This window comes from Verrucomicrobium sp. 3C (assembly GCF_000379365.1).
Lineage (GTDB): Bacteria > Verrucomicrobiota > Verrucomicrobiia > Methylacidiphilales > Methylacidiphilaceae > Methylacidimicrobium.
Map to the genome: position 1 here is coordinate 847474 of NZ_KB901875.1, position 18129 is coordinate 865602.

The window sequence follows — 18129 nt, forward strand, 5'->3', positions numbered from 1 at the left end:
CGCGGTCATGTAGGTCATACGGGCTACGGCAGTTATGCGGCTGGCGGAAAACCGAAACAGAACAACGGGGGGGATCGACCCGCCCCCTCTTCCTCGAATCTACCTTGGTCTCCGGTAAGCATGTCAACGATTTGATCGACCGCTCTCGCGCCTTCTGCACCACCGTACGCGGGTCGAAAAACATTCCCGACCTCCCCCATTTGGATATACTGACCCCGGATGTTCCCGCAGCGCCCCGGGCATGGCTGTCCCCCTTCCAAAGACGCCGACCCGCAAGTGACCATGCGTGGTAAATTCGACCGCGTCTGCCGACGCAGCCTCTCCCCCGTTCGCAAGCCGCTATTCCTAATCCTGGTCCTCTCCGTTCTCGCCTATTTGGCCGACCTCCGAACCCATGTCCTAAGGGGTATCGCCATGCCGGACCAGCCGCTCGCCCTCATGGGAGCCTTGATCGGAATGGTTCTCGCCTTTCGAACGAACCTGGCCTATGCTCGTTGGTGGGAGGCGCGCGTTCTCTGGAGTCAGCTCGTGAGTGCATCGCGAACTTGGTTGCGCCAAGTCAAGAGTTTCCTGGCCATGGCGGACCCTCAAAGCGGGGAGAGCGCCCAGAAAGAACTCATTCTTCTTCAGGTCGCCTTCGTTCGCGCCCTCCGCACGGAACTGAACGGGGGGACTGAGTCGACCGAGATGCTCCCCTTCCTCCCCTCTCCGGAGCTCAGGGAGAAATTGGCCGGAGAGCCAAAGCCAACTTGCTTTCTCCTCTCCCATATGAGCCGCCGCATATCGGAGAATTGCGCACAGGAGACGATCTCTGGCCCCCAGTTCCTGGCCCTCGATCGCACCTTGACGCGCATGGAAGATGTTCAGGGCGGCTGCGAGCGCATCCAAAACACTCCCTTTCCTCGGCAATATGACCGTTTCCTGGAACTCCTGACCTACACCTACAGCTTCCTTCTCCCCTTCGGGATTGCCGACGAGACCGGGGCTTGGGGAGTCGTCATCTCCCCGTTTGTCGCACTCATCCTCCTGATGTTGAATCAAATTGGACGCAATCTCGAAAACCCATTCGAAGACAATCTCGACTCCATTCCCCTCGCAGCCCTTTCCGACAATCTCGAACGGGAGCTTCTCCATGCATTCGAGAACCCGGCGGCTACGCGGCAGACAACGTAAGCTTCGCGCAAGAACGCTATTGCAGGCCAGCCGGCACATATATCTCCCAAGCGTTTTGCTTGGGGTTTGCAAAACGGCCCGGATGCTTCTCTGGCTGGAATTTCCGGCGAACCTTCCCGCGTTGTGCGAGAGCCGGCAAAGCTCTCGCTTTTTTTATCTCTTCTTCAACGCCTCGACCAGCTCCATTCCCAGGTCAGGATCCAGCGCCAACAGCTTGGGGAGAATCTCCTGGGCCCGCTCCATGCGGTCAAGCTCAAGGGAAGCAAGCCCGAGGGCAAGCCAGGAGCGCGCGTCCTCCGGGTCACGGTCGATTGCCCGCTGGAACGCCGTCACCGCATCCCCCGGTCTGCCGAGCTGGGAATAGATCTTTCCGACACCCCGCCAGATTGCCGCAGCGGCAGGATCGAGCTCCTGCACTCGGCCCAGGGCCGCCAGCGCCTCTTGCCGCTTTTTCAGGGCGAGATCGGCGGCCGAGACTCCCAGCCACGCCTGAGCATCCCCCGGTCGGAGCTGGGCCGCCCGCTTAAAAGAGTCGGCCGCTTCCGGATATCGCTCCCGCTCCAATTCGATTTCCCCCAGCTCGCACCATGCCTGTCCGCTCGAAGGACTGAAACGGACGGCTTCCCGGAAGGCGGCGCTCGCCTCCTCCGTCTGTCCGAGATGCCGTTTCGCCAAACCGAACCCGATCCAGGTACGAGCGTCGGACGACCTGCGGTGGAGTTCCAGTTCGAAAGCCGTTGCCGCTTTCGCGTAATCCCCATGCTGCAGGAGTTCCCATGCCACTCGGTCACCCGCCTCTACCCCTGCGGAGGGAGTAACGAGCTGCGGCGCCGCTTGTCCCGCCCCGAGTGTCTTCGGAGTCTTCTGGGCATCGGCCGCCGGTGTCGTACCCGGCATTTCCGGCGCAGGCCGGAGGAACGCGACGGCTCCTTCCTTGGGCAGCTCGGCGGACGGCCGGATTGCGAGCTTTCCGATCGCGGCCACAGGGATAAGCAACTGACCCGGCTGAACTCGAGATCTTGACGTTGCCACTCCCAATACCTGCCCTTCGCTTCCCACTACGGGGGCTCCCCTGTAGAGGAGAGAGACGGCCTTCGTCACCACAAGCAAGCGGTTCGGGCCGAAAAGACTCGGCTTGACGACAACCGTGCCGAGAGAGACGCCATTGCTTCTCGCATAACGAGTGGGGATGATCGCAACCGCTTCCCCGGAATGGACAGAAACGGATTCGGCGACGCGAAGGAACGGAAGCCTCTTTGCGTCAAGCTGCACCAGCTCCCGATCCTGCGCGGGATCTCGCGCCAAAATACTCAGGACGCGCAGAACTCGCCCGTCCCCCGCCTGCGCCGACAAATCTTCGGCCTTCTTGCTTCCGTGATCGTTCGTCACCAGCTTCCCGTCCGAAGAGACAAGAAAGCCCGATCCGGCTGCCACGAACTTGCCCGAGGAGTCCTTCTCCAAGACCAGCAGCACGGATGACTGCACCTTCTTGACGAGGGAGGTGGGTTCCCATGTCTGCCCAAAGGAGGATGCGAGAAAAATCAGGGAAAAGAGTGAAGAATGGAGACCGAGCCTCCCGAAGTTCCACCGCCTGCCCCCGTCGCGGATCGCAACCATGGTTGAACCGGCGCAAACCCCTCGCCTAGGCGAGGATACCAACCGCCTTCCCGATCATGGTGCCCCGGGTAGGACTCGAACCTACGACCGAGTGATTAAGAGTCACCTGCTCTACCAACTGAGCTACCGAGGCAGATGGGATGACGCGCAAAGAAACACCTAGCCGAGAGCCAATGCAAAAACAACTCTCTTTTCCATCCATCGGCGGTCGATCAAAAGATGGGGCCGCTCAAATCAAAAAGGGAGATGGAACGGTGGTCCTTCTTCAGAAGCTGACCCCAATAGGAATCGGAAGGATGGACGACGTTCACCCGCTTTTCGCCACGGTACACCGGTCTTCCTTCGTTTGCCCACTTGAAAATCCCCCCTTCCAAGTACTTCGCCTCCGTGTACCCGGACTGGTGGAGCCGGCGAGCAAAGGAAGCGGCTCGAAATCCAACCGAATCGTACACCACGATTCGTTGATCCATCCGAAACTGGCGCGAGATAGCTCCGATACGCTCGTTGGGAGAGACTCGAATCGCCCCTTTGAGATGACTCACGTCAAATTCATCGACCGTCCGCACGTCGAGCAAGGCCGGACGCTCCTGCCGAGATCCATCGAGCTCTTTCGCCAGCTCTTCGGTGGAAATCGTCGGAACGTCGGGGAAGCGGTCGCGGATGGCGGATAAGACCCGCTCCCAAGAAAGTTCGGGCGGAGGAGCAATCAGGCTGCACCCGCCCAGGACCACGCCGAGAACGAGCCAGAGGGCGCGGAAACGAGACACTTTCGCCGGAGGTTTCGCGCTCATTCCCCTACGATCTTCACAAGGACGCGCTTGCGCCGTTTTCCGTCGAACTCGCCATAGAAGATCTGTTCCCATGGCCCAAGGTCGAGTCGACCACCGGTGACAGCGACCACCACTTCTCTGCCCATGATGGTCCGCTTGAGGTGGGCATCCGCGTTGTCTTCGCCCACGTTATGACGATATTGGGAGTGAGGCTTCTCCGGAGCCAGCTTCTCCAGCCAGCGCTCTAAATCCTCATGAAGCCCCTGTTCGTCATCGTTGATGAAGACGCTGGCGGTGATATGCATCGCATTGCAGAGAAGAAGGCCCTCTTGGATTCCGCTCTTCTGGAGACAACCCTCGATCTGTCCGGTGATGTTGACGAACTCTCGCCGCGCAGGCAGCTCGAACCATAATTCCTCGCGAAAGCTTTTCATCCGTCGGCAATCGGCTGCTTCATCGCCTGCTTGCAAACCTGGGAGAGAAGAACCAATAAGAAGACTCCTTTTACCAGCGTTTTCGGCCATTGCAAGCCTATCAGGGGCTTCCCATTGGCTTTGGATTGACTACCAGCTGTTTCTGCTTCTTTTCTGAAAAGTGCCAATTGGCTAATAGGGATTATCCGGCATGGGACGCATTCCCCTCCGCACCGCCGTCTTTCTCGTCGTCGGCAATATGGTTGGAACCGGCGTGTTCACCAGCCTTGGATTTCAGTTGGAGAACCTCTCCTCCGGCTTCTCGATCGCTTTCCTCTGGCTTCTCGGAGGGGTCGCCAGCCTCTGCGGGGCGCTGGCCTATGGAGAACTCTCCGCCGCCATCCCCCGTTCCGGAGGTGAATACAGCCTCCTGCGCCGGATCTATCATCCGGTGGTCGGCTTCCTTGCCGCCTTCCTCTCCTCGACGGTCGGCTTCGGGGCTCCGATCGCCCTGGCTTCCATGGCCTTCGGTGCCTATGCCTCCGCCGCCTTCCCCGGCTCCTCGCCAAGCGGGCTGGCCTGGGCGGTGGCTACGTTGCTCACCCTGCTGCAACTGGGCCGCGTCGATCTCCGGGCTCGTTTTCAAGAAGCGGTGACCGGCCTCAAGGTTCTCTTGGTTCTCTTGCTTTCGGCTTCGAGTTTCCTGCTCGCCCAAGGTCAACCTGTCTCCTTTACCCCCACGGGGCCGGCGCTGCGCGAAATGACCGGAGCTTCCTTTGCCGCGAGCCTTGTCTACGTCATGTATTCCTATTCCGGATGGAATGCCTCGGTCTATATCGCCGAGGAGGTCCGCAACCCGCAACGAACCGTTCCCCTTTCGCTGGCGATCGGCTCGACGATCGTCACCGTCCTCTACGTGGCCCTCAACGTCGCCTTTCTCCACGCAGCGCCGATTACCCAGATGCGAGGGGTGATCGAAGTCGGGATGATCGCCGGGCGCCACATCTTCGGCGAAGCCGGGGGTCGGATCGTCGCCGGTGTGATCTCGCTCGGGCTCCTTTCCTCGATTGCCGCCATGACCTGGATGGGACCTCGCGTCGCCATGGCGGTGGGAGAGGACTATGCCGCCCTCCGCTGGCTCTCGTACCGCAACCGGGAGGGAGTGCCCTCTCGTGCCCTTCTCTTTCAGTACGGCGTTGTCGTGCTGCTGCTGGCGACGGGAACCTTTTCCCAGATCCTGACCTATATCCAGTTCACCCTCACGCTCTCCTGGTTTGCCACGGTCCTTGGTGTCTATGTTCTCCGCTGGAAGGAACCCTCCCTGCCCCGACCCTACCGAGCATGGGGCTACCCATGGACGCCACTGGTCTTCCTTGCCGTCTGCCTCTGGATGCTCTGGGATCTCTTCCGGGTCAGGCCCAAGGAATCCCTGGCCGGGCTCGGCACCCTTCTCCTCGGGCTTCCGATTTACGCTTTGATCCGCCGGGGCGATCCTCCACCAGCGAATTCTCCTTCCGCGCAATGAAACCATCATTCCTCCTGCTCCCGTTTGCCCTGCTCCTGATCCTGTGCTGGATCTCCCCGCGCCAATCCTCCGGGCAGCCGCAGGCGCAGCCTACCGAGCTCGACGAAGCCGCTCGCTTCGTCGCCGGTCTTTCTCCCGGCCCCGGATCGCCCATGGAAAACCTCGCCGCGCACCCGTCCTGGCAGGAGCATGCCAAGGAGATGGACAAGCTCTGGGAGTACTTCCGCCATTTCCAGCTCGACCCGATCCGTCAGTGGACCGTCGAGTTCCTCGGGGCGGCTTCCTCCTCGACCAACCCGGTCTTTTATCCCTTCAGCGGACCCGATGCCATCTACCCACGCTGCTTTTTCCCTCATGCCTCGACCTATGTGCTCGCTTCCCGGGAGGAGGCCGGGCTTCCCCCCTCGTTCGCACGCCTGACATCGGCAAACCTCGATCTGGAACTCCCGCGCATTCGCCAATCCCTTGAATGGCTTCTCCAATGGAGCTTTTCCATCACCAAGGAGACGCGCCGGCTGACCGCTTCGTCCGTGCTGGGAGGGATCCTTCCTCTCTATTCGGTGCTCCTGGTCAGGGACGGCTGTCGCCTCCTCTCGATCGAGCAGGGTGCCGCCGGACGCAGAAGCTGCCTGCTGTTCCAGGGGCCGGGAGGGGGAGAGCATCGGCTCTGCTACTTTTCAGTCAACCTGGAAGACGGTTCACTCTCCGCTTCCGGGCTCCCCCGCTACCTGGAAAGCATTCCTGGAGGGCCAACCTTGATCAAAGCCGCTTCTTATCTGCTGCACGGCAGCGCCTTCTCCGAATTGCGCCGGCTGGTGCTCGCCCGCAGTACGCTGGTCCTGCAGGACGATTCAGGAATCCCCGTCCGCTTCTTTCCTTCCGGATGGAATCTCCGTTTCTTTGGCCTCTACCGAGGTCCCATTCCGCTCTTCCGCGAGTTCTACCAGCCGGATCTTGCGACGCGGACCGCGAACGCCAATCCGCCCCCGCTTCCCTTTGCTTTCGGATACCGATGGAAGCGGGAGGAAGCCTCCCTTGTCGTTGCCACCCGGACGCCGCGGCCTACCGCTCCGAGGGAGACGACAGATCCGCTCCTCTCGCAGTAATCGGCCGGGCTCCATAGACTCCCGGCAGCAACAGGCGTAAGAAATCCGCGTCCGAAAAAGAATAGCTATAGCCTTGCCGGACCACGATCCATCCCTGGGATGGGATCACATAGAGGCGCTGGCCGTGGGAGCCGACCGCCGCCACCAGGTCCGTCGGGCCTTCACGCCAAAGACAGGCATTCCGCCAATCCTGGCTCTGCCACGGACGGGAGAGCATCGCCTCCACCTCCACCTCGCGGGCGTCGGGCAAGGAGGCGGCGCGATTGTTCCAAAAAGCCATGCCAAAGGCGGGATTGACTGCTGAACCCCGAAGCGCTTCCTCCAGGACCTCCGGACGGAGGATCGGCGCTCCGCGATGCACGAGGACGTCACCGATGGCGGCCCATTCCCGAGCCCGCAGAAGAAAGCCGGTCGCCAGCAGCGGGTTTCCTGCGCCATCTTCCAGGTAACGTTGCCGGCCAAGACCCATGGGGCGGAGCACGCGGGTTTCCAGGAAATGGGTCGGAGTCTCCTGGCGCGGCAGCAGACGTCTTCGAAAAAACTCGTGAAATACCTGCAGCGAGGCCGGCCCGTAGAGAAAGGCCTGACCAGGCCGAGCCAGAAGCGGCAGGAACAAGGCCCGAGCGTTTCGATTTTCGACGCCGTCCGCGTGCAGGAAAAAGGCGGGCTCAAGCCCGCTGGTAAAATTCAAGAGTTCACGGACAGTGATCCGCCGTTTCACTGGATCGCTTCGCCACTCCGCCACCGTCTCTGCAACGGGCGCGTCGAGGGAAAAAATCCCTTCCTGGACGGCCCGTAACGCCGCCAGGATCCAGAATCCCTTCGTGCCGCTGAAGATTCGCTGCCTGCCCTCCCAGCGAGCGCCTCGGGCTTCCTCCTCCCAGCAGACCCTACCCCCCTCCAACACGAGGAGAGCAGACCCGCCGTGACGGGCGGAATAGGCCGATGCGGCGGCAAATCTCCGGCCTTCCCCGCTCGGAGTGGCTTCGGCGAACCACACGCCGAGAGCCGCCGTCGCGAGCAGCAGAAGCGCCGCCCGCGCGAGGGGAAGCCGCCATGCACGACGGATGGATCCGTTCCAAGGCAATCTGATGGCTTTCAGAAGAGCTCCGATTGCTCGCCTTTCCCTCTTTCTGTCGGCAGCCCCAGCTTTTGGTAAGCCCTCTGGGTCGCGACGCGACCTTGCGGGGTGCGTTGCAGAAAGCCTTCCAGAATCAAATAGGGCTCGTGGACCTCCTCGATCGTCCCCCCGTCCTCTCCGACCGCTACAGCCAAAGTGCCCAAGCCCACGGGCCCTCCCGCGAACTTGTAGACGATGGTTTCCAAGAGCTTCTTGTCCATCTCGTCCAGGCCGTCCGCGTCGATGTCAAGCATCTCCAGCGCATGGTGGACCACGATTTCCGAGATCACCTCGCCGTCCGCGCGAACGGCGGCATAGTCTCGAACCCAGCGAATCAAGTTGTTGGCCAGCCTAGGGGTGCCTCGAGAGCGCCGAGCGATTTCCCAGGCACCCGACTCCGCCGTTTCCACTCCCAAGATCCGCGCGGAGCGCCGGACGACCCGGACGAGATCCTCCGCGCCGTAATACTCGACCCGATTGACGAGTCCAAAGCGGCCACGCAAAGGGGCCGTCAACATCCCGGCCCGGGTGGTCGCCCCGAAGAGGCTAAAATGAGGGAGGCTCAGGCAGACGCTCCGGGCGGCGGGACCCTGGTCGATCACGATGTCGATCCGGAAATCTTCCATCGCCGGATAGAGATACTCCTCGACCGCCCGGCTCAGTCGATGGATCTCGTCTACAAAGAGGATGTCTCCCGGCTCGAGCCCGCTCAACAGGCCGGCGAGATCTGCTGCCCTCTCCAGCGCCGGGCCCGAAGTCAGCCGGAGATTCGCCCCCATCTCCTTGGCCAGGATATGGGCCAGTGTCGTCTTTCCCAGACCCGGAGGGCCACTGAAGAGAAGGTGAGGCAGGGGCTCCTGCCTTTGCCGCGCGGCTTCCACCAAGACCGACAGCCTCTCTTTGATGCGCGGTTGCCCGACAAAATCGTCCAGCGTCGAAGGGCGCAGAACCTCCTCCAGCCGCTCGTCCCGTTGTCCGCGCACTTCCGCTTCTGGCTTCCTTGTCACCGGGCCGCCCTCCCTCCCGAACCTCGCAACGCCTCTCGAATCAGCTCCTCCACGGTCGCGGACGGCACCCGTTCCCGTGCCTGACCCACCGCCTTTTCCGCCTCGGCCTCCCGGTAGCCCAACGCGAGCAGGGCCAGTCGGGCGTCTTTCCCGACCGCATCGTCGTCAGCCAGCGGCTGCCGGACGGTGCCAAGCTCGACATCGACCTCCGGGAAACGGCCGCGAAGCTCTACGATAAGCCTCTCCGCCGTCTTCTTTCCCACGCCTTTGATGCGCGAAAGCCACGCGTGGTCCCCCCGTGCGACCGCGCCCCGCAACTCTTCTGGAGCGGCTGCGCCCAGAACCGAAAGCGCCGTTCTCGGCCCGATGCCGGGGACGTGATCGACGAGTAGGCTGAAAAGCGCTCGCTCCTCCTCCCCGGCGAACCCGTAGAGCTCGATCCCCTTTTCCTGGACCTGGATGCGGGTGAAGAGCTGGACCTCCGCCGGAGGGGGGGGGAGCTTTTGATAGGAGCTCAAAGAGACGAAGAGCTCGAAGCCGAGCCCCTGCACCTCGAGACAGACCTTGGCGGGGGAAGAGCGAACGAGTTGGCCGCGCAGGTATCCGATCACAGGGATCTCCGCGAGACGAGGGAACGTCTCCGCGCGGCGGCATGCGCCAGGGCGACGGCCACTGCGTCGGCGGCATCAGGCGGAAGATTCTCCCGAAGGCCGAGGAGGCTGCGGACCATAAAAGCCACTTGGGCCTTTCGGCTTCCTCCATAGCCCGTCGCCGCCGTCTTTGCCCGGCGCGGAGGATATTCGAAGACCGGCATGCCGGCACTTCCGGCGGCCAGCAGGGCGACTCCCCGGGCGGCTCCCATCTGGATCGCGGTCCGCTGATTCTGCACGTAGATTACCGTCTCGATCGCAACCTCTTCGGCCTTCTGCTCTGTGAGAACTTGGCGGATCACCCTATAGATCTCCTGAAGGCAGTCGATCTCCGTCTTCTTCGGACCGATCGTGATGACCCCTGAGTCGAGTAGCCGCTCCCTTCCGGGCAGCAGCTCGAGAACGCCGTAGCCCGTTCGTCGCAGGGAAGGATCGATTCCCATGATCCGCACGTGACCCTCGTATTGAAAGGCACTCTCCGTGAACGGTCAAGGAATCCTTCGGAAGGCTCTCCCGTCTGATCCGATTCCCCCTTGGACGGCCTGTTCCACGGCAAACTGTCTCTGCGTTCGCAGCAGGAGGGGAAGGGAAAGGAGTTGAAATCCGCAAGAAAAGACGACCAGCAAGACCGGCGAGCGGTCGTAGAGGAGACCCATCAGGGCGCTGCCGCCGAACCAGGCCAAGCCGAAGGCCATGTTGAAAAGGCCGTATCCGGTGCCCTGGCGCCCATCCGGGACCAGCTCCGCCACCGCCGCCCGAATCACCGACTCCTGGACTCCCATCCCGACTCCCCAGAAGAGCACGCCCACTAGAACGGGTCCGATCCCATGCCCCAGGAAGAGCAGTGGAGCCGCCAGAGCTCCCAAGGCTACCAAGCCCCGCAAGGAAGCAAACCCTTTGTGGTCGAAGAGGCGGCCGGCCCAAAAGGCCGCCCCGGCGTCGATCCCCATCGCAAGAGCATAGAGCAGGGGCACTCCTTGCGGGGCAACCACTCCGGTCTTTGCCGCGTGAAAGGCGACCAGGGCGAAGTCGGCGTAGCCCGCCGCGACGCAGCCGACCGCCGCCAGATAGCTCCAGAAGGCAGGAGGTAAGCGTCGCGAGTCGTTTCCCACCCCTGCTTGCGCTCCCTCGGGAATCCCACGGGCGTTCTCCCACCTCCCGTAGGAGCTCCGAGCCAACCCGAGCGCCACAAACGAAAAGAGAGCGGGCAGGGCAAGCAAAAGGAACCCCGTTCGGTATCCTCCTTGACAGGCCAGGACCAGGGCAACCGTCAAGGGACCCAGGACAGCGCCGATCTGGTCCATCGCCTCGTGGATCCCGAAGGCGCGTCCCCGCCCGAAATCCTTCGTCGCCGCTGCGAGCAGAACGTCCCGCGCCGGAGTTCGAATCGCCTTCCCCAGCCGCTCGGCGACCACGAGCGCCGCCGCCGCGGGCCAGGTCGATACAAGCCCCAAGAGCGGCACGGCCAAGAGGTTCACGCCATACCCCGAAAAGGTGAGCCGCCAAAAGGAGCGCGTCCGATCCGCCAGGACTCCGGAAAAAAGCCGGAGCCCATAGCCGGCTAGCTCTCCCGTGCCGGCGACCAGGCCCACCGCCGCGCCACTCGCACCCAGGCTACCCAGGAAGGGGCCGAGGATGGAACGCGAGCCTTCGTAAGTCATGTCCGCGAAGAGACTGACCGCACCGAAGAGCAGGATGATACGCAGGATGGCGCTCTCGGAACGAGCTCGCCTCCGGTCGCCTTCGCTCATGGGCTGGCCGGCTACACCGAAAAGCTTTTCCCGCAGGAGCAGTGGGAGGATGCGTTCGGATTCCTCACGACGAAGCCCCGGTTCTGAAGATCCTCGGAATAATCCAGGACGGACCCGGAGAGAAAGAGCGCGCTCTTCGGGTCGACAACTAGCCGCGCATTCCCCGCTTCGATCAGAATATCCTTCTCCCGCAGCCGATCGACGAGATCCATCTGGTACTGCAGCCCCGAGCAGCCGCCTCCCACCACGGCGATCCGAAGCGCCCCGCCCGCCTTGCCCGATTCCTGAAGCAGGCGGGCAATCTCGTGAGCCGCCTTGCCCGTGATCCCGCAAAGCTTCTCATTGCCGATCGTGTGGGAAACCGAAGATGCTCCTTCCATTATCTCTCTCCGCCGTTGAACTCTGCCCCCTCTCCTCCAACCCGGTCAAGCCAGCACCCACACCGCTGGCCGCCATTTCTCACAAAGTTCGTAGCCGAGGCTCCGCAAATGGGCTTGGGTGCGAGGCGCGGCGCCGGTTTTCCACCGGAGCTGTATGAGGACATACTGTAAGGAGGGCCAAAAACCCAAGCCCAACGAAGCAGCCAGGCCCACTTCGCAAGCCCCAGGAGAACGCTTGGGTGGAGTCGAGGAGTGGCGCGGTGCGACGTAGGAGAGCCATAGCGGGAGCTGCCCCTTTCGGTATGACAGTGCCTGAGTATCTCTCCCTATCGGCCGTTTCCACTCCCCGCTCATCAAACCGAACAGGCGGATTTCCCGCATTCGGCTTCCGGACAAGGTTGGCGCAGGATTATGCCCACGGTAAGCTCCTCATACAGCTCTCGAGGGAGAGGAGGTCGAACTTGCCTTCGCTTTCTCCTGCAACGTCATCTCGAGCCTCCGAACGCGCAAGGGAGGTTGTAGGCGTACCGCACTCTCCGTTCTCGCTCCTTCCGACGTTTCCCTTGAACTAAGGCCCCTTCCCTCCCTCGGACTTTCTCCGAGCTCACAGGTGTCGGGTCGGAGGAGGCGCCCATTGAAGAGCTTGCCTCCGTCCGCCGCACAAACTGGACGTGCGGTTTTCCCGCATCCAGCTTTCATGAAAGGACTTTCGCGATCTGGAGAGAGGGTATAAACGAGAGTGGACCTTCTGCTCCCGACCTTCGAGAACCAGATGATCGGATAGCCTCCTCGAAGCGTGACGTTCGGGTTTTTCACATAGGGAACTTTCCATCTTCACGCTTCTTGCTCACCTATCTCGATGTATCCTGCCTCGATCCTTTCACGAACGTCCTTCCCCGGACCACTCGCAGTCCGCCATTGCTGGTCACGCGAGTTGTTCGTCTCGCGCTTCCGGTACTATTACGTTCTCCGACTCCTGACTGTGCCTCGCTTCCCACTTCGCTTGCGCTTATAGGGTCGCTTACCCGCTTGTTGGCCGGGACACGGTCAGGTCTCCTGGGGTCACACATGAATCTTCCGTACCGTGCCGCCAGCAAACACCTTGGTACGATGGGTGAATGAGCAACGCCTTCGCCCCCATACTACGGGCTCGACCTTGCCCCATCTTTGGCCGACCTGTTCATCCTCGAGGTTGCCCTCATTGATTACAGCCCAATACTTCTCCTCAAACCCTTCGGATTCCGGATCGCTCCGGACACCCTGTCCTCCACCGACTTACGCCGGTGGCCAGCGAGGCATTACCCCCGCTTTTGGATACGGCGCCCCTCATTCGAGCGCCGGAGGGACTTAAACCCTCCTGATTCATGCGCTGCCCAGCGCACAGTATGGACCTATCCGACTCCCACCTGGTCCCGCTTCGGCCCCTCGCAGGGCAGCGGTCGGTCCGCTCGGGGCCAACCCGAGCTCCCCGACCAGATGGGCCTCCCGTGTGTTGATGCATCGTCCTTTGCCCGCATTGCCCTCGCCCAATACCCCGGCGGCTCTCCCCAGTGCACGTATTGCTCTCCTTCCCAGGGAGACAACGGCCTTCGCTTCTCTCTCACGAGCTCGGCGTCCGCATTGCCGGTTTCGAGGCTTTGTTCAGCGTTCACTTTCCTTAGGGCCTGCTTGCTCGCTGACCCGCTTCCCGGGCCTTTTCCCCCAGAGGCTTCGACCGCTGGCGTTACCACCAGTAGCCGCTCCGAGTGCTTCCGGCTGGAGCAATCGTTGCCGGGTGGAGATCACTCCCTCCCCACTGGGCGATGCACCTTTTTCACGGCGCACGAGATATGCAGGCTACGGAAAGAGCTCGGGCTGCCCCCTTTGAGCCTCCAAAGCCTCCTCCGCTTCCTTGGCGAGCCTCCGGAACTCCCATCGGTGAAAAAGCTCGACTTGCTTCGCCAGATCCGGGTGAATTGTCAATGCCTCCAGAGGCACGGGCAGCGGAAGGCCCGTGCGCAGCCCGACCATCCTTCGATTGCGGAAAATCCGCTCCCGCTGGGCGTCCGTCAACTGCCGCAGCTTGGCCCAACCAGCCTGGGGAGCCTGCCGGAGGAGTTCCTCCAAAGAGCCGGAGTGACGAAGCCCTTTCGCCGCCGTGATCTTCCCGACGCCAGGGATACCGGGAATGTTGTCGACCGGATCGCCGATCAAGGCGAGCAGATCCGGGATTTGCGCCGGCGGAACGCCCCATTTCTGGGCAACCTCCTGTTCTTTGAGGAGCTGAAAGCCCTTCCCGTTCGTCTGGTAGACCGAAACCCGGGGCGAAACCAGCGCCATCAGATCCTTGTCATTCGTTGCCAGGATCACCTCTCCCCCTTCCCTCAGGGCGACGACGGCGTAGCTGGCCATCACGTCGTCGGCCTCCTCCCCGGCGACCCGCAGCACTGGGATCCCAAGGGCCGCGATCAACTCCTCTACCTGGTCGAGCTGGACGGACAGGGCCTCGGGCACTTCGGGACGATTGGCTTTGTACTCCGGGCAGAGGGAGACCCGTTCCGCGCAGAGACCGTCGTCCACCGCCCAGCCGGCCAGGGTCGGTCGCAGGTCGGCGAGCATTCGGCGGAGCACCACGGTGAGCCCGTAAAGGGCATTTGTCGGCTTACCCGCCTTCGTCTGCAAGGCCGGCATCGCGTAAAAGGAGCGGTAGGCGTAGTAGCTGCCGTCGACGAGAAGCAGACGCATCCCTTTCTTCTTATCTCATGCTGATTTCGAAATCGAGCCGCTCCCGTGCGCTCTCTTCTCCCACGACGGTATCACGGCGCCCGTGGTCGCGACGTTCGACTCCGGCCCAATGGCCTCGGGATCCACCGAAGCCGTCGGCTCGGTTCGCATGGCATCCACCCTACCAGGTCACAAACCACCCGAATTGCCTAACAAAGTGGGACCCCGCAGCGGTCGGCGATTTGACGGGCGAGATCGGTGAAATCGTGGTGGCAGTCCCGAACCGCTGCGGCGTGAGAGCCGATCGCCCCGTCGGCGGGCCGGAGGAAGAAGATCGGCTTTCTGGCCTCCATCGCCATCGGCATCAAACTCCGATAATGCTTAAGGAGGGCTAGGCAATAGCGGTCGTCCTCGACCCGCATCCCCTCTTCCGCGGGTTTGTCCATGACATACTGGCGGTAGCTCGTGGGGATCCGTTCCATCCAGCGGGCATACGATTTGACCGGCCGGTCGAGGCGGATGGCGTGCTGCATCACGACATAGCCTGCGGGTTGCATTTCCGGACCGGGGAGGGGGAGATCGGGAGCGGGATTTTTCTTTAACCGTTCGTCCCATCCCTTTCGCCAGCTTCGGAATGTCGGTCCGAGGTTGCGCAGCCCTTGGAGGGAGAAGAGATCGGGAGCCAGCGGAATCACGACATGATGGGCGGCGATGATCGCTGCACGGTTGATCGCCCCCAGGTTCGGGCCGACGTCGACCAGGATGAGGTCGGCCTCCTGCGATTGGGCAGCGGCCAAGAGGGCCCGATAGAAGGCGGAGATCGTCCGGAAGGCGGCCTCGTCGCCGTCCAGACAGCGAGGCCAGGCGTCGGAGAGCTTGTCTTCGAACCCGGAAAGACCGAGATCGCCCACGAGAAGATCGACGGAGCGGCCGTCGGCTTCGACGGATTCCAGGTGCGGCGGCGCGATATCCCCGGTACCCTTGAGGATCGGTTGAATGACCCCGAGAAGCGTGTCGGGATGCAGGCCGTCGGGCCAGAGCTCTTGAAGCCGGTCTTCCTCCAGGAACATCGCGGAGAGGTTCGCCTGCGGATCGAGGTCGGCGGCAATGACGGTCAGGCCGAGATCCGCATACATCCAGGCGAGATGGTAGACTAGACTGGTCTTGCCCACCCCGCCTTTATTGTTGAAAAACGCGATGATCTTCATGACCGCCTCAGGATCGTAAGCAGATGGGTGGGTTCGAAGCGATACTCCGGCTTGGGATTGCCGTTCTTGCGGAGCGCCTCTTCGGTCAAGGGGATGCCTAGGCCGAAGCGCTGGACGTAGCCGAGGATCTTCATTCCCTCGGCGAGCAAGGGATTGCGGTAGTCGGTGACGCCCTTGCCGAAGTTTTCCGGACTGACCCGCCCGTAGAGCCCGCCGGGGCTGTCGAACTCGATCCGGTCGGAGAACCAGTAGATCCGGGTGGGGGCGTTCGTGCTCTCATAGCTGCGGTGCATCGGGAGGTTGCGGGCGAGCTGCTGCAGGGCGACCAGGGGATAGTCCGGCCGCCGTTCCTCGGTCGGGGTCCGCACCTCGGTAGCGATCGAGATATTGGCTTCCAGGACCTCGTCGAGCCGCCGCAGAAGGGTCGGCAGGGCACCGGTCAGCTCGGCTTGATGGCGAATCGGATCGGTGATCTCGGTTCCCTCGAACCGAGCGAACTGGATGTAGGCCCCGGGCAGATAGCGCGGCGGGTCCTTTGCAAAGAGGAGAACCGCCGCCACGGTAGGACGGCCATCGGGGGTCAGGAGCCGCAGGGAGCGAAGCTGCTGCTCGATGCTGCGGTTGTTTTCCACCAAGACGTCGGGGGAGACGGCGTTCGGAAGATAGAGGATGCGGAAGCTCTCGAGATCGAGATCGTCCAGTGTGGCTCCCGCTATGGACTGCTGATCGAAGGAAAGGCTCCCTGCTCGGCGCTTTTCGGTCAGCCGGCGTTCCTCCTCGGGCGTCGCCTGGGCTCGACGCGGACCCACCCGGATCCAGACACGACCGTTGTAGCGGACCGGTGGGTTGTCCGCCGGGGCGACCTCGATCGTCGCCACCTCGCACTGGTGGATTCGATGCTTCGCCACGGTCAGGTTGGGGAACGGCAGGATGTTCCCGTCGTCTCGCATCTGCGCGAGATCCCGCAGGAGCTGGTCGGTGATCTTCAGGTGCGCACAGGCTCCCTCATCCTCGACCCCAACAAAGATCACTCCCGGCTTCCGATGATCCGGAAGATCGTTGGCAAAGGCGCAGATCGCCTGACGGATCGCGCGTCGGTCCGAGGGAGACCTTTTGCGCTCGACCCGATCGGATTCAAGATCAAGAAAAAGCGCTTCGCGTTCTTCGTGGCTCAACATGGCGGTCCCGCTCGAGGACACCGACAAGAATCCGGAGGGAATCGGGGGAGCGCAAGCGCAAAGGGACTCTGCCCGGTTGGCGGTCAGGATCTTTGGTTTTGGAGTTGATGATTGGCGGAGGAGTTGAAAAGATGCCCCTCCAGCCCATTGGGTCGGTCACTCTCACTCCGGAGTAGCTCAGTGGTAGAGCGAGCGGCTGTTAACCGCTTGGTCGTAGGTTCGAATCCTACCTCCGGAGCCATCTCCTTTTCTGCGTGATGGCGCGTGAATTTCGACTGACCGCCGTAGAGCTCAGGTCTGCTCTTCCGCATTTCGGTCTCCTTCTAACTTTCGGCGCAGCGCCGTCATGACCGAAAATCGCCGCGCAAGCCCCTGGCTTTAGCCATGGGGTGAGCGGCGAGGCAAAGCTTGATGGATATTTACGTGTCTGTATAAGATGCTGGAGAGCATTCGATGCGAGCCAAGACTCCATCTTTCATCGCCGAGTTTCCGTTGCGAACGACCGCGGCGGACGAGGTTGCCCTCTCCAAGCGCCTCGCAGCAGCACGCCAGATCTACAATGCCTCCTTGGGCGAGGCCCTTCGCCGGCTGGCCTTGATGCGGCAATCCAAGGACTGGCAGCACGCTTGCCCGGATGCCCGAAAACGGTCATGGATGAACAAAGCGGGAATCGGATCGCCAACAAGGAGCGATCCAGCCGCCTTCCGAAAAACACAGGAACGATTCGGTTTTTACTCGCGACTCCATCCAGAAGTTCGCGGAGGCATGCCGGGATGCCTGCTCCATCGGTGATCATCTCGGATCGCACGACACGCAGACCGCGAGTCTGCGGGCATTTCAGGCCGTCTAGGGCTATGCCTTCGGCGTTCGGGGCCGACCAAGATTCAAGCCAGCCAGCCGGTTCCACTCGGTCGAAGGCAAGGGCGATGCCCTGATCCGGTTCCGGAAAGAACCGGTTCCGGCGATTCATTGGGCGGGCTTGGTCTTGCCGCTTCGGCTCGATCCGAAGGACAAGCGCGGCTGGCAGCGGATCGCGCTGGAAGCCCGAACCAAATACGTCCGCATCCTTCGCAGGACGATCCGGTGCCGGATGCGCTGGTACGCGCAGCTCCTCCAGGAAGGACTCGCCCCGCAGGTTCGGCCCGCGGGAGAGGATGTCGTCGGGTACGATCTGGGGCCATCGACAGTGGCCTTCGTCTCCGAAACGGATGCAAGCCTGGAAAAGCTCTGTCCGGAAGTCGAGCAGCCCTGGAGGGAGACGCGGCGGATCTTGCGGTCCATGGACCGGTCCCGCCGGGCGACCAATCCCGCAAACTACGACGCGAAGGGATGCGTCAAGCGTGGACCCAAGCGCTGGGTCCGGTCGGAACGCTACAAGCGCAGGCGACGGGATCTCGCGGAAACCGAGCGGCGGCTGGCCGCCGCACGGAAGACCGCGCACGGCAATCTCGCGAATCGGATATTGGCCCAGGGGAAAATCATCCAGGGGGAAAAGCTATTGCTATAGCAGTTTTTCAAAAAGAATTTC

Annotated in this window: 18 protein-coding genes and 2 tRNA genes; 7 read left to right on the top strand and 13 right to left on the bottom strand. The window is 62.2% G+C overall.

The annotated features are described in order from the left end of the window. Window positions 1–282: 282 nt before the first annotated feature. Window positions 283–1173, top strand: a complete 891-nt coding sequence (locus A37A_RS0104775; protein ID WP_020494027.1) for a bestrophin family protein — start codon at window positions 283–285, stop codon at window positions 1171–1173. Between the two features lie 153 nt (window positions 1174–1326). On the opposite strand, the gene A37A_RS0104780 is transcribed toward A37A_RS0104775, so the two are convergent. The 4 genes from A37A_RS0104780 to A37A_RS0104795 all read right to left on the bottom strand — a co-directional run bounded on the left by A37A_RS0104780 (window position 1327) and on the right by A37A_RS0104795 (window position 3994). Then, window positions 1327–2790, bottom strand: a complete 1464-nt coding sequence (locus A37A_RS0104780; protein ID WP_018290391.1) for a tetratricopeptide repeat-containing serine protease family protein — start codon at window positions 2788–2790, stop codon at window positions 1327–1329. 57 nt (window positions 2791–2847) lie between these two features. After that, window positions 2848–2923 (bottom strand) — tRNA-Lys (locus A37A_RS0104785). A 79-nt stretch (window positions 2924–3002) separates the two neighbouring features. Beyond that, on the bottom strand, window positions 3003–3581 hold the full coding sequence (locus A37A_RS0104790) for a rhodanese-like domain-containing protein (protein ID WP_018290392.1): 579 nt from the start codon (window positions 3579–3581) through the stop codon (window positions 3003–3005). After that, complete coding sequence (locus A37A_RS0104795; protein ID WP_018290393.1) at window positions 3578–3994, bottom strand: secondary thiamine-phosphate synthase enzyme YjbQ; 417 nt, start codon at window positions 3992–3994, stop codon at window positions 3578–3580. Before A37A_RS0104795 ends, A37A_RS0104790 begins: the two co-directional genes overlap by 4 nt. Before the next feature lie 190 nt (window positions 3995–4184). Here A37A_RS0104795 and A37A_RS15860 point away from each other — a divergent pair, with 190 nt between their 5' ends. Then, window positions 4185–5498: an APC family permease gene (locus A37A_RS15860; protein ID WP_018290394.1), complete on the top strand. Its 1314-nt coding sequence runs from the start codon at window positions 4185–4187 to the stop codon at window positions 5496–5498. Beyond that, window positions 5495–6604 (top strand): hypothetical protein, encoded by a 1110-nt coding sequence (locus A37A_RS0104810; RefSeq protein ID WP_018290395.1) that lies wholly within the window; start codon window positions 5495–5497, stop codon window positions 6602–6604. The genes A37A_RS15860 and A37A_RS0104810 overlap by 4 nt, the downstream gene beginning before the upstream one ends. Here A37A_RS0104810 and A37A_RS0104815 read toward each other — a convergent pair. The 9 genes from A37A_RS0104815 to A37A_RS0104860 all read right to left on the bottom strand — a co-directional run bounded on the left by A37A_RS0104815 (window position 6561) and on the right by A37A_RS0104860 (window position 16601). After that, window positions 6561–7691, bottom strand: coding sequence for a serine hydrolase (locus A37A_RS0104815; protein WP_018290396.1), 1131 nt, complete (start codon window positions 7689–7691; stop codon window positions 6561–6563). The genes A37A_RS0104810 and A37A_RS0104815 overlap by 44 nt on opposite strands. A gap of 11 nt (window positions 7692–7702) precedes the next feature. Continuing rightward, window positions 7703–8731, bottom strand: a complete 1029-nt coding sequence (gene ruvB, locus A37A_RS0104820; RefSeq protein WP_018290397.1) for a Holliday junction branch migration DNA helicase RuvB — start codon at window positions 8729–8731, stop codon at window positions 7703–7705. Continuing rightward, on the bottom strand, window positions 8728–9342 hold the full coding sequence (ruvA, locus tag A37A_RS0104825) for a Holliday junction branch migration protein RuvA (protein WP_018290398.1): 615 nt from the start codon (window positions 9340–9342) through the stop codon (window positions 8728–8730). Before ruvA ends, ruvB begins: the two co-directional genes overlap by 4 nt. Continuing rightward, window positions 9339–9824, bottom strand: coding sequence for a crossover junction endodeoxyribonuclease RuvC (gene ruvC, locus A37A_RS0104830; protein ID WP_018290399.1), 486 nt, complete (start codon window positions 9822–9824; stop codon window positions 9339–9341). Before ruvC ends, ruvA begins: the two co-directional genes overlap by 4 nt. 45 nt (window positions 9825–9869) lie before the next feature. Beyond that, window positions 9870–11132, bottom strand: a complete 1263-nt coding sequence (locus tag A37A_RS0104835) for an MFS transporter (protein WP_018290400.1) — start codon at window positions 11130–11132, stop codon at window positions 9870–9872. Between the two features lie 11 nt (window positions 11133–11143). Next, entirely contained in the window at window positions 11144–11512 is a 369-nt protein-coding gene (locus A37A_RS0104840; protein WP_018290401.1) for an iron-sulfur cluster assembly accessory protein, read from the bottom strand. 1836 nt (window positions 11513–13348) lie between these two features. Further along, complete coding sequence (locus A37A_RS0104850) at window positions 13349–14236, bottom strand: 5'-3' exonuclease H3TH domain-containing protein (RefSeq protein WP_018290403.1); 888 nt, start codon at window positions 14234–14236, stop codon at window positions 13349–13351. 188 nt (window positions 14237–14424) lie between these two features. Further along, window positions 14425–15423 carry a ParA family protein gene (locus A37A_RS0104855; RefSeq protein WP_018290404.1) on the bottom strand — a complete coding sequence of 333 codons (999 nt, stop codon included), beginning with the start codon at window positions 15421–15423 and terminating at the stop codon, window positions 14425–14427. Further along, complete coding sequence (locus A37A_RS0104860; protein WP_018290405.1) at window positions 15420–16601, bottom strand: ATP-binding protein; 1182 nt, start codon at window positions 16599–16601, stop codon at window positions 15420–15422. The genes A37A_RS0104855 and A37A_RS0104860 overlap by 4 nt, the downstream gene beginning before the upstream one ends. Here A37A_RS0104860 and A37A_RS21750 point away from each other — a divergent pair. From A37A_RS21750 to A37A_RS0104880, 4 genes are all read left to right on the top strand, one after another. Continuing rightward, window positions 16600–16728 carry a hypothetical protein gene (locus tag A37A_RS21750; protein WP_018290406.1) on the top strand — a complete coding sequence of 43 codons (129 nt, stop codon included), beginning with the start codon at window positions 16600–16602 and terminating at the stop codon, window positions 16726–16728. The genes A37A_RS0104860 and A37A_RS21750 overlap by 2 nt on opposite strands. Window positions 16729–16767: 39 nt before the next feature. Continuing rightward, window positions 16768–16842, top strand: a tRNA-Asn gene (locus A37A_RS0104870). 212 nt (window positions 16843–17054) lie between these two features. Next, entirely contained in the window at window positions 17055–17393 is a 339-nt protein-coding gene (locus A37A_RS0104875) for a hypothetical protein (protein WP_018290407.1), read from the top strand. A gap of 187 nt (window positions 17394–17580) precedes the next feature. Continuing rightward, the gene (locus tag A37A_RS0104880; protein WP_018290408.1) at window positions 17581–18108 is read left to right on the top strand and encodes a hypothetical protein; all 528 of its coding nucleotides are present in this window, start codon (window positions 17581–17583) and stop codon (window positions 18106–18108) included. Window positions 18109–18129: the final 21 nt, after the last annotated feature.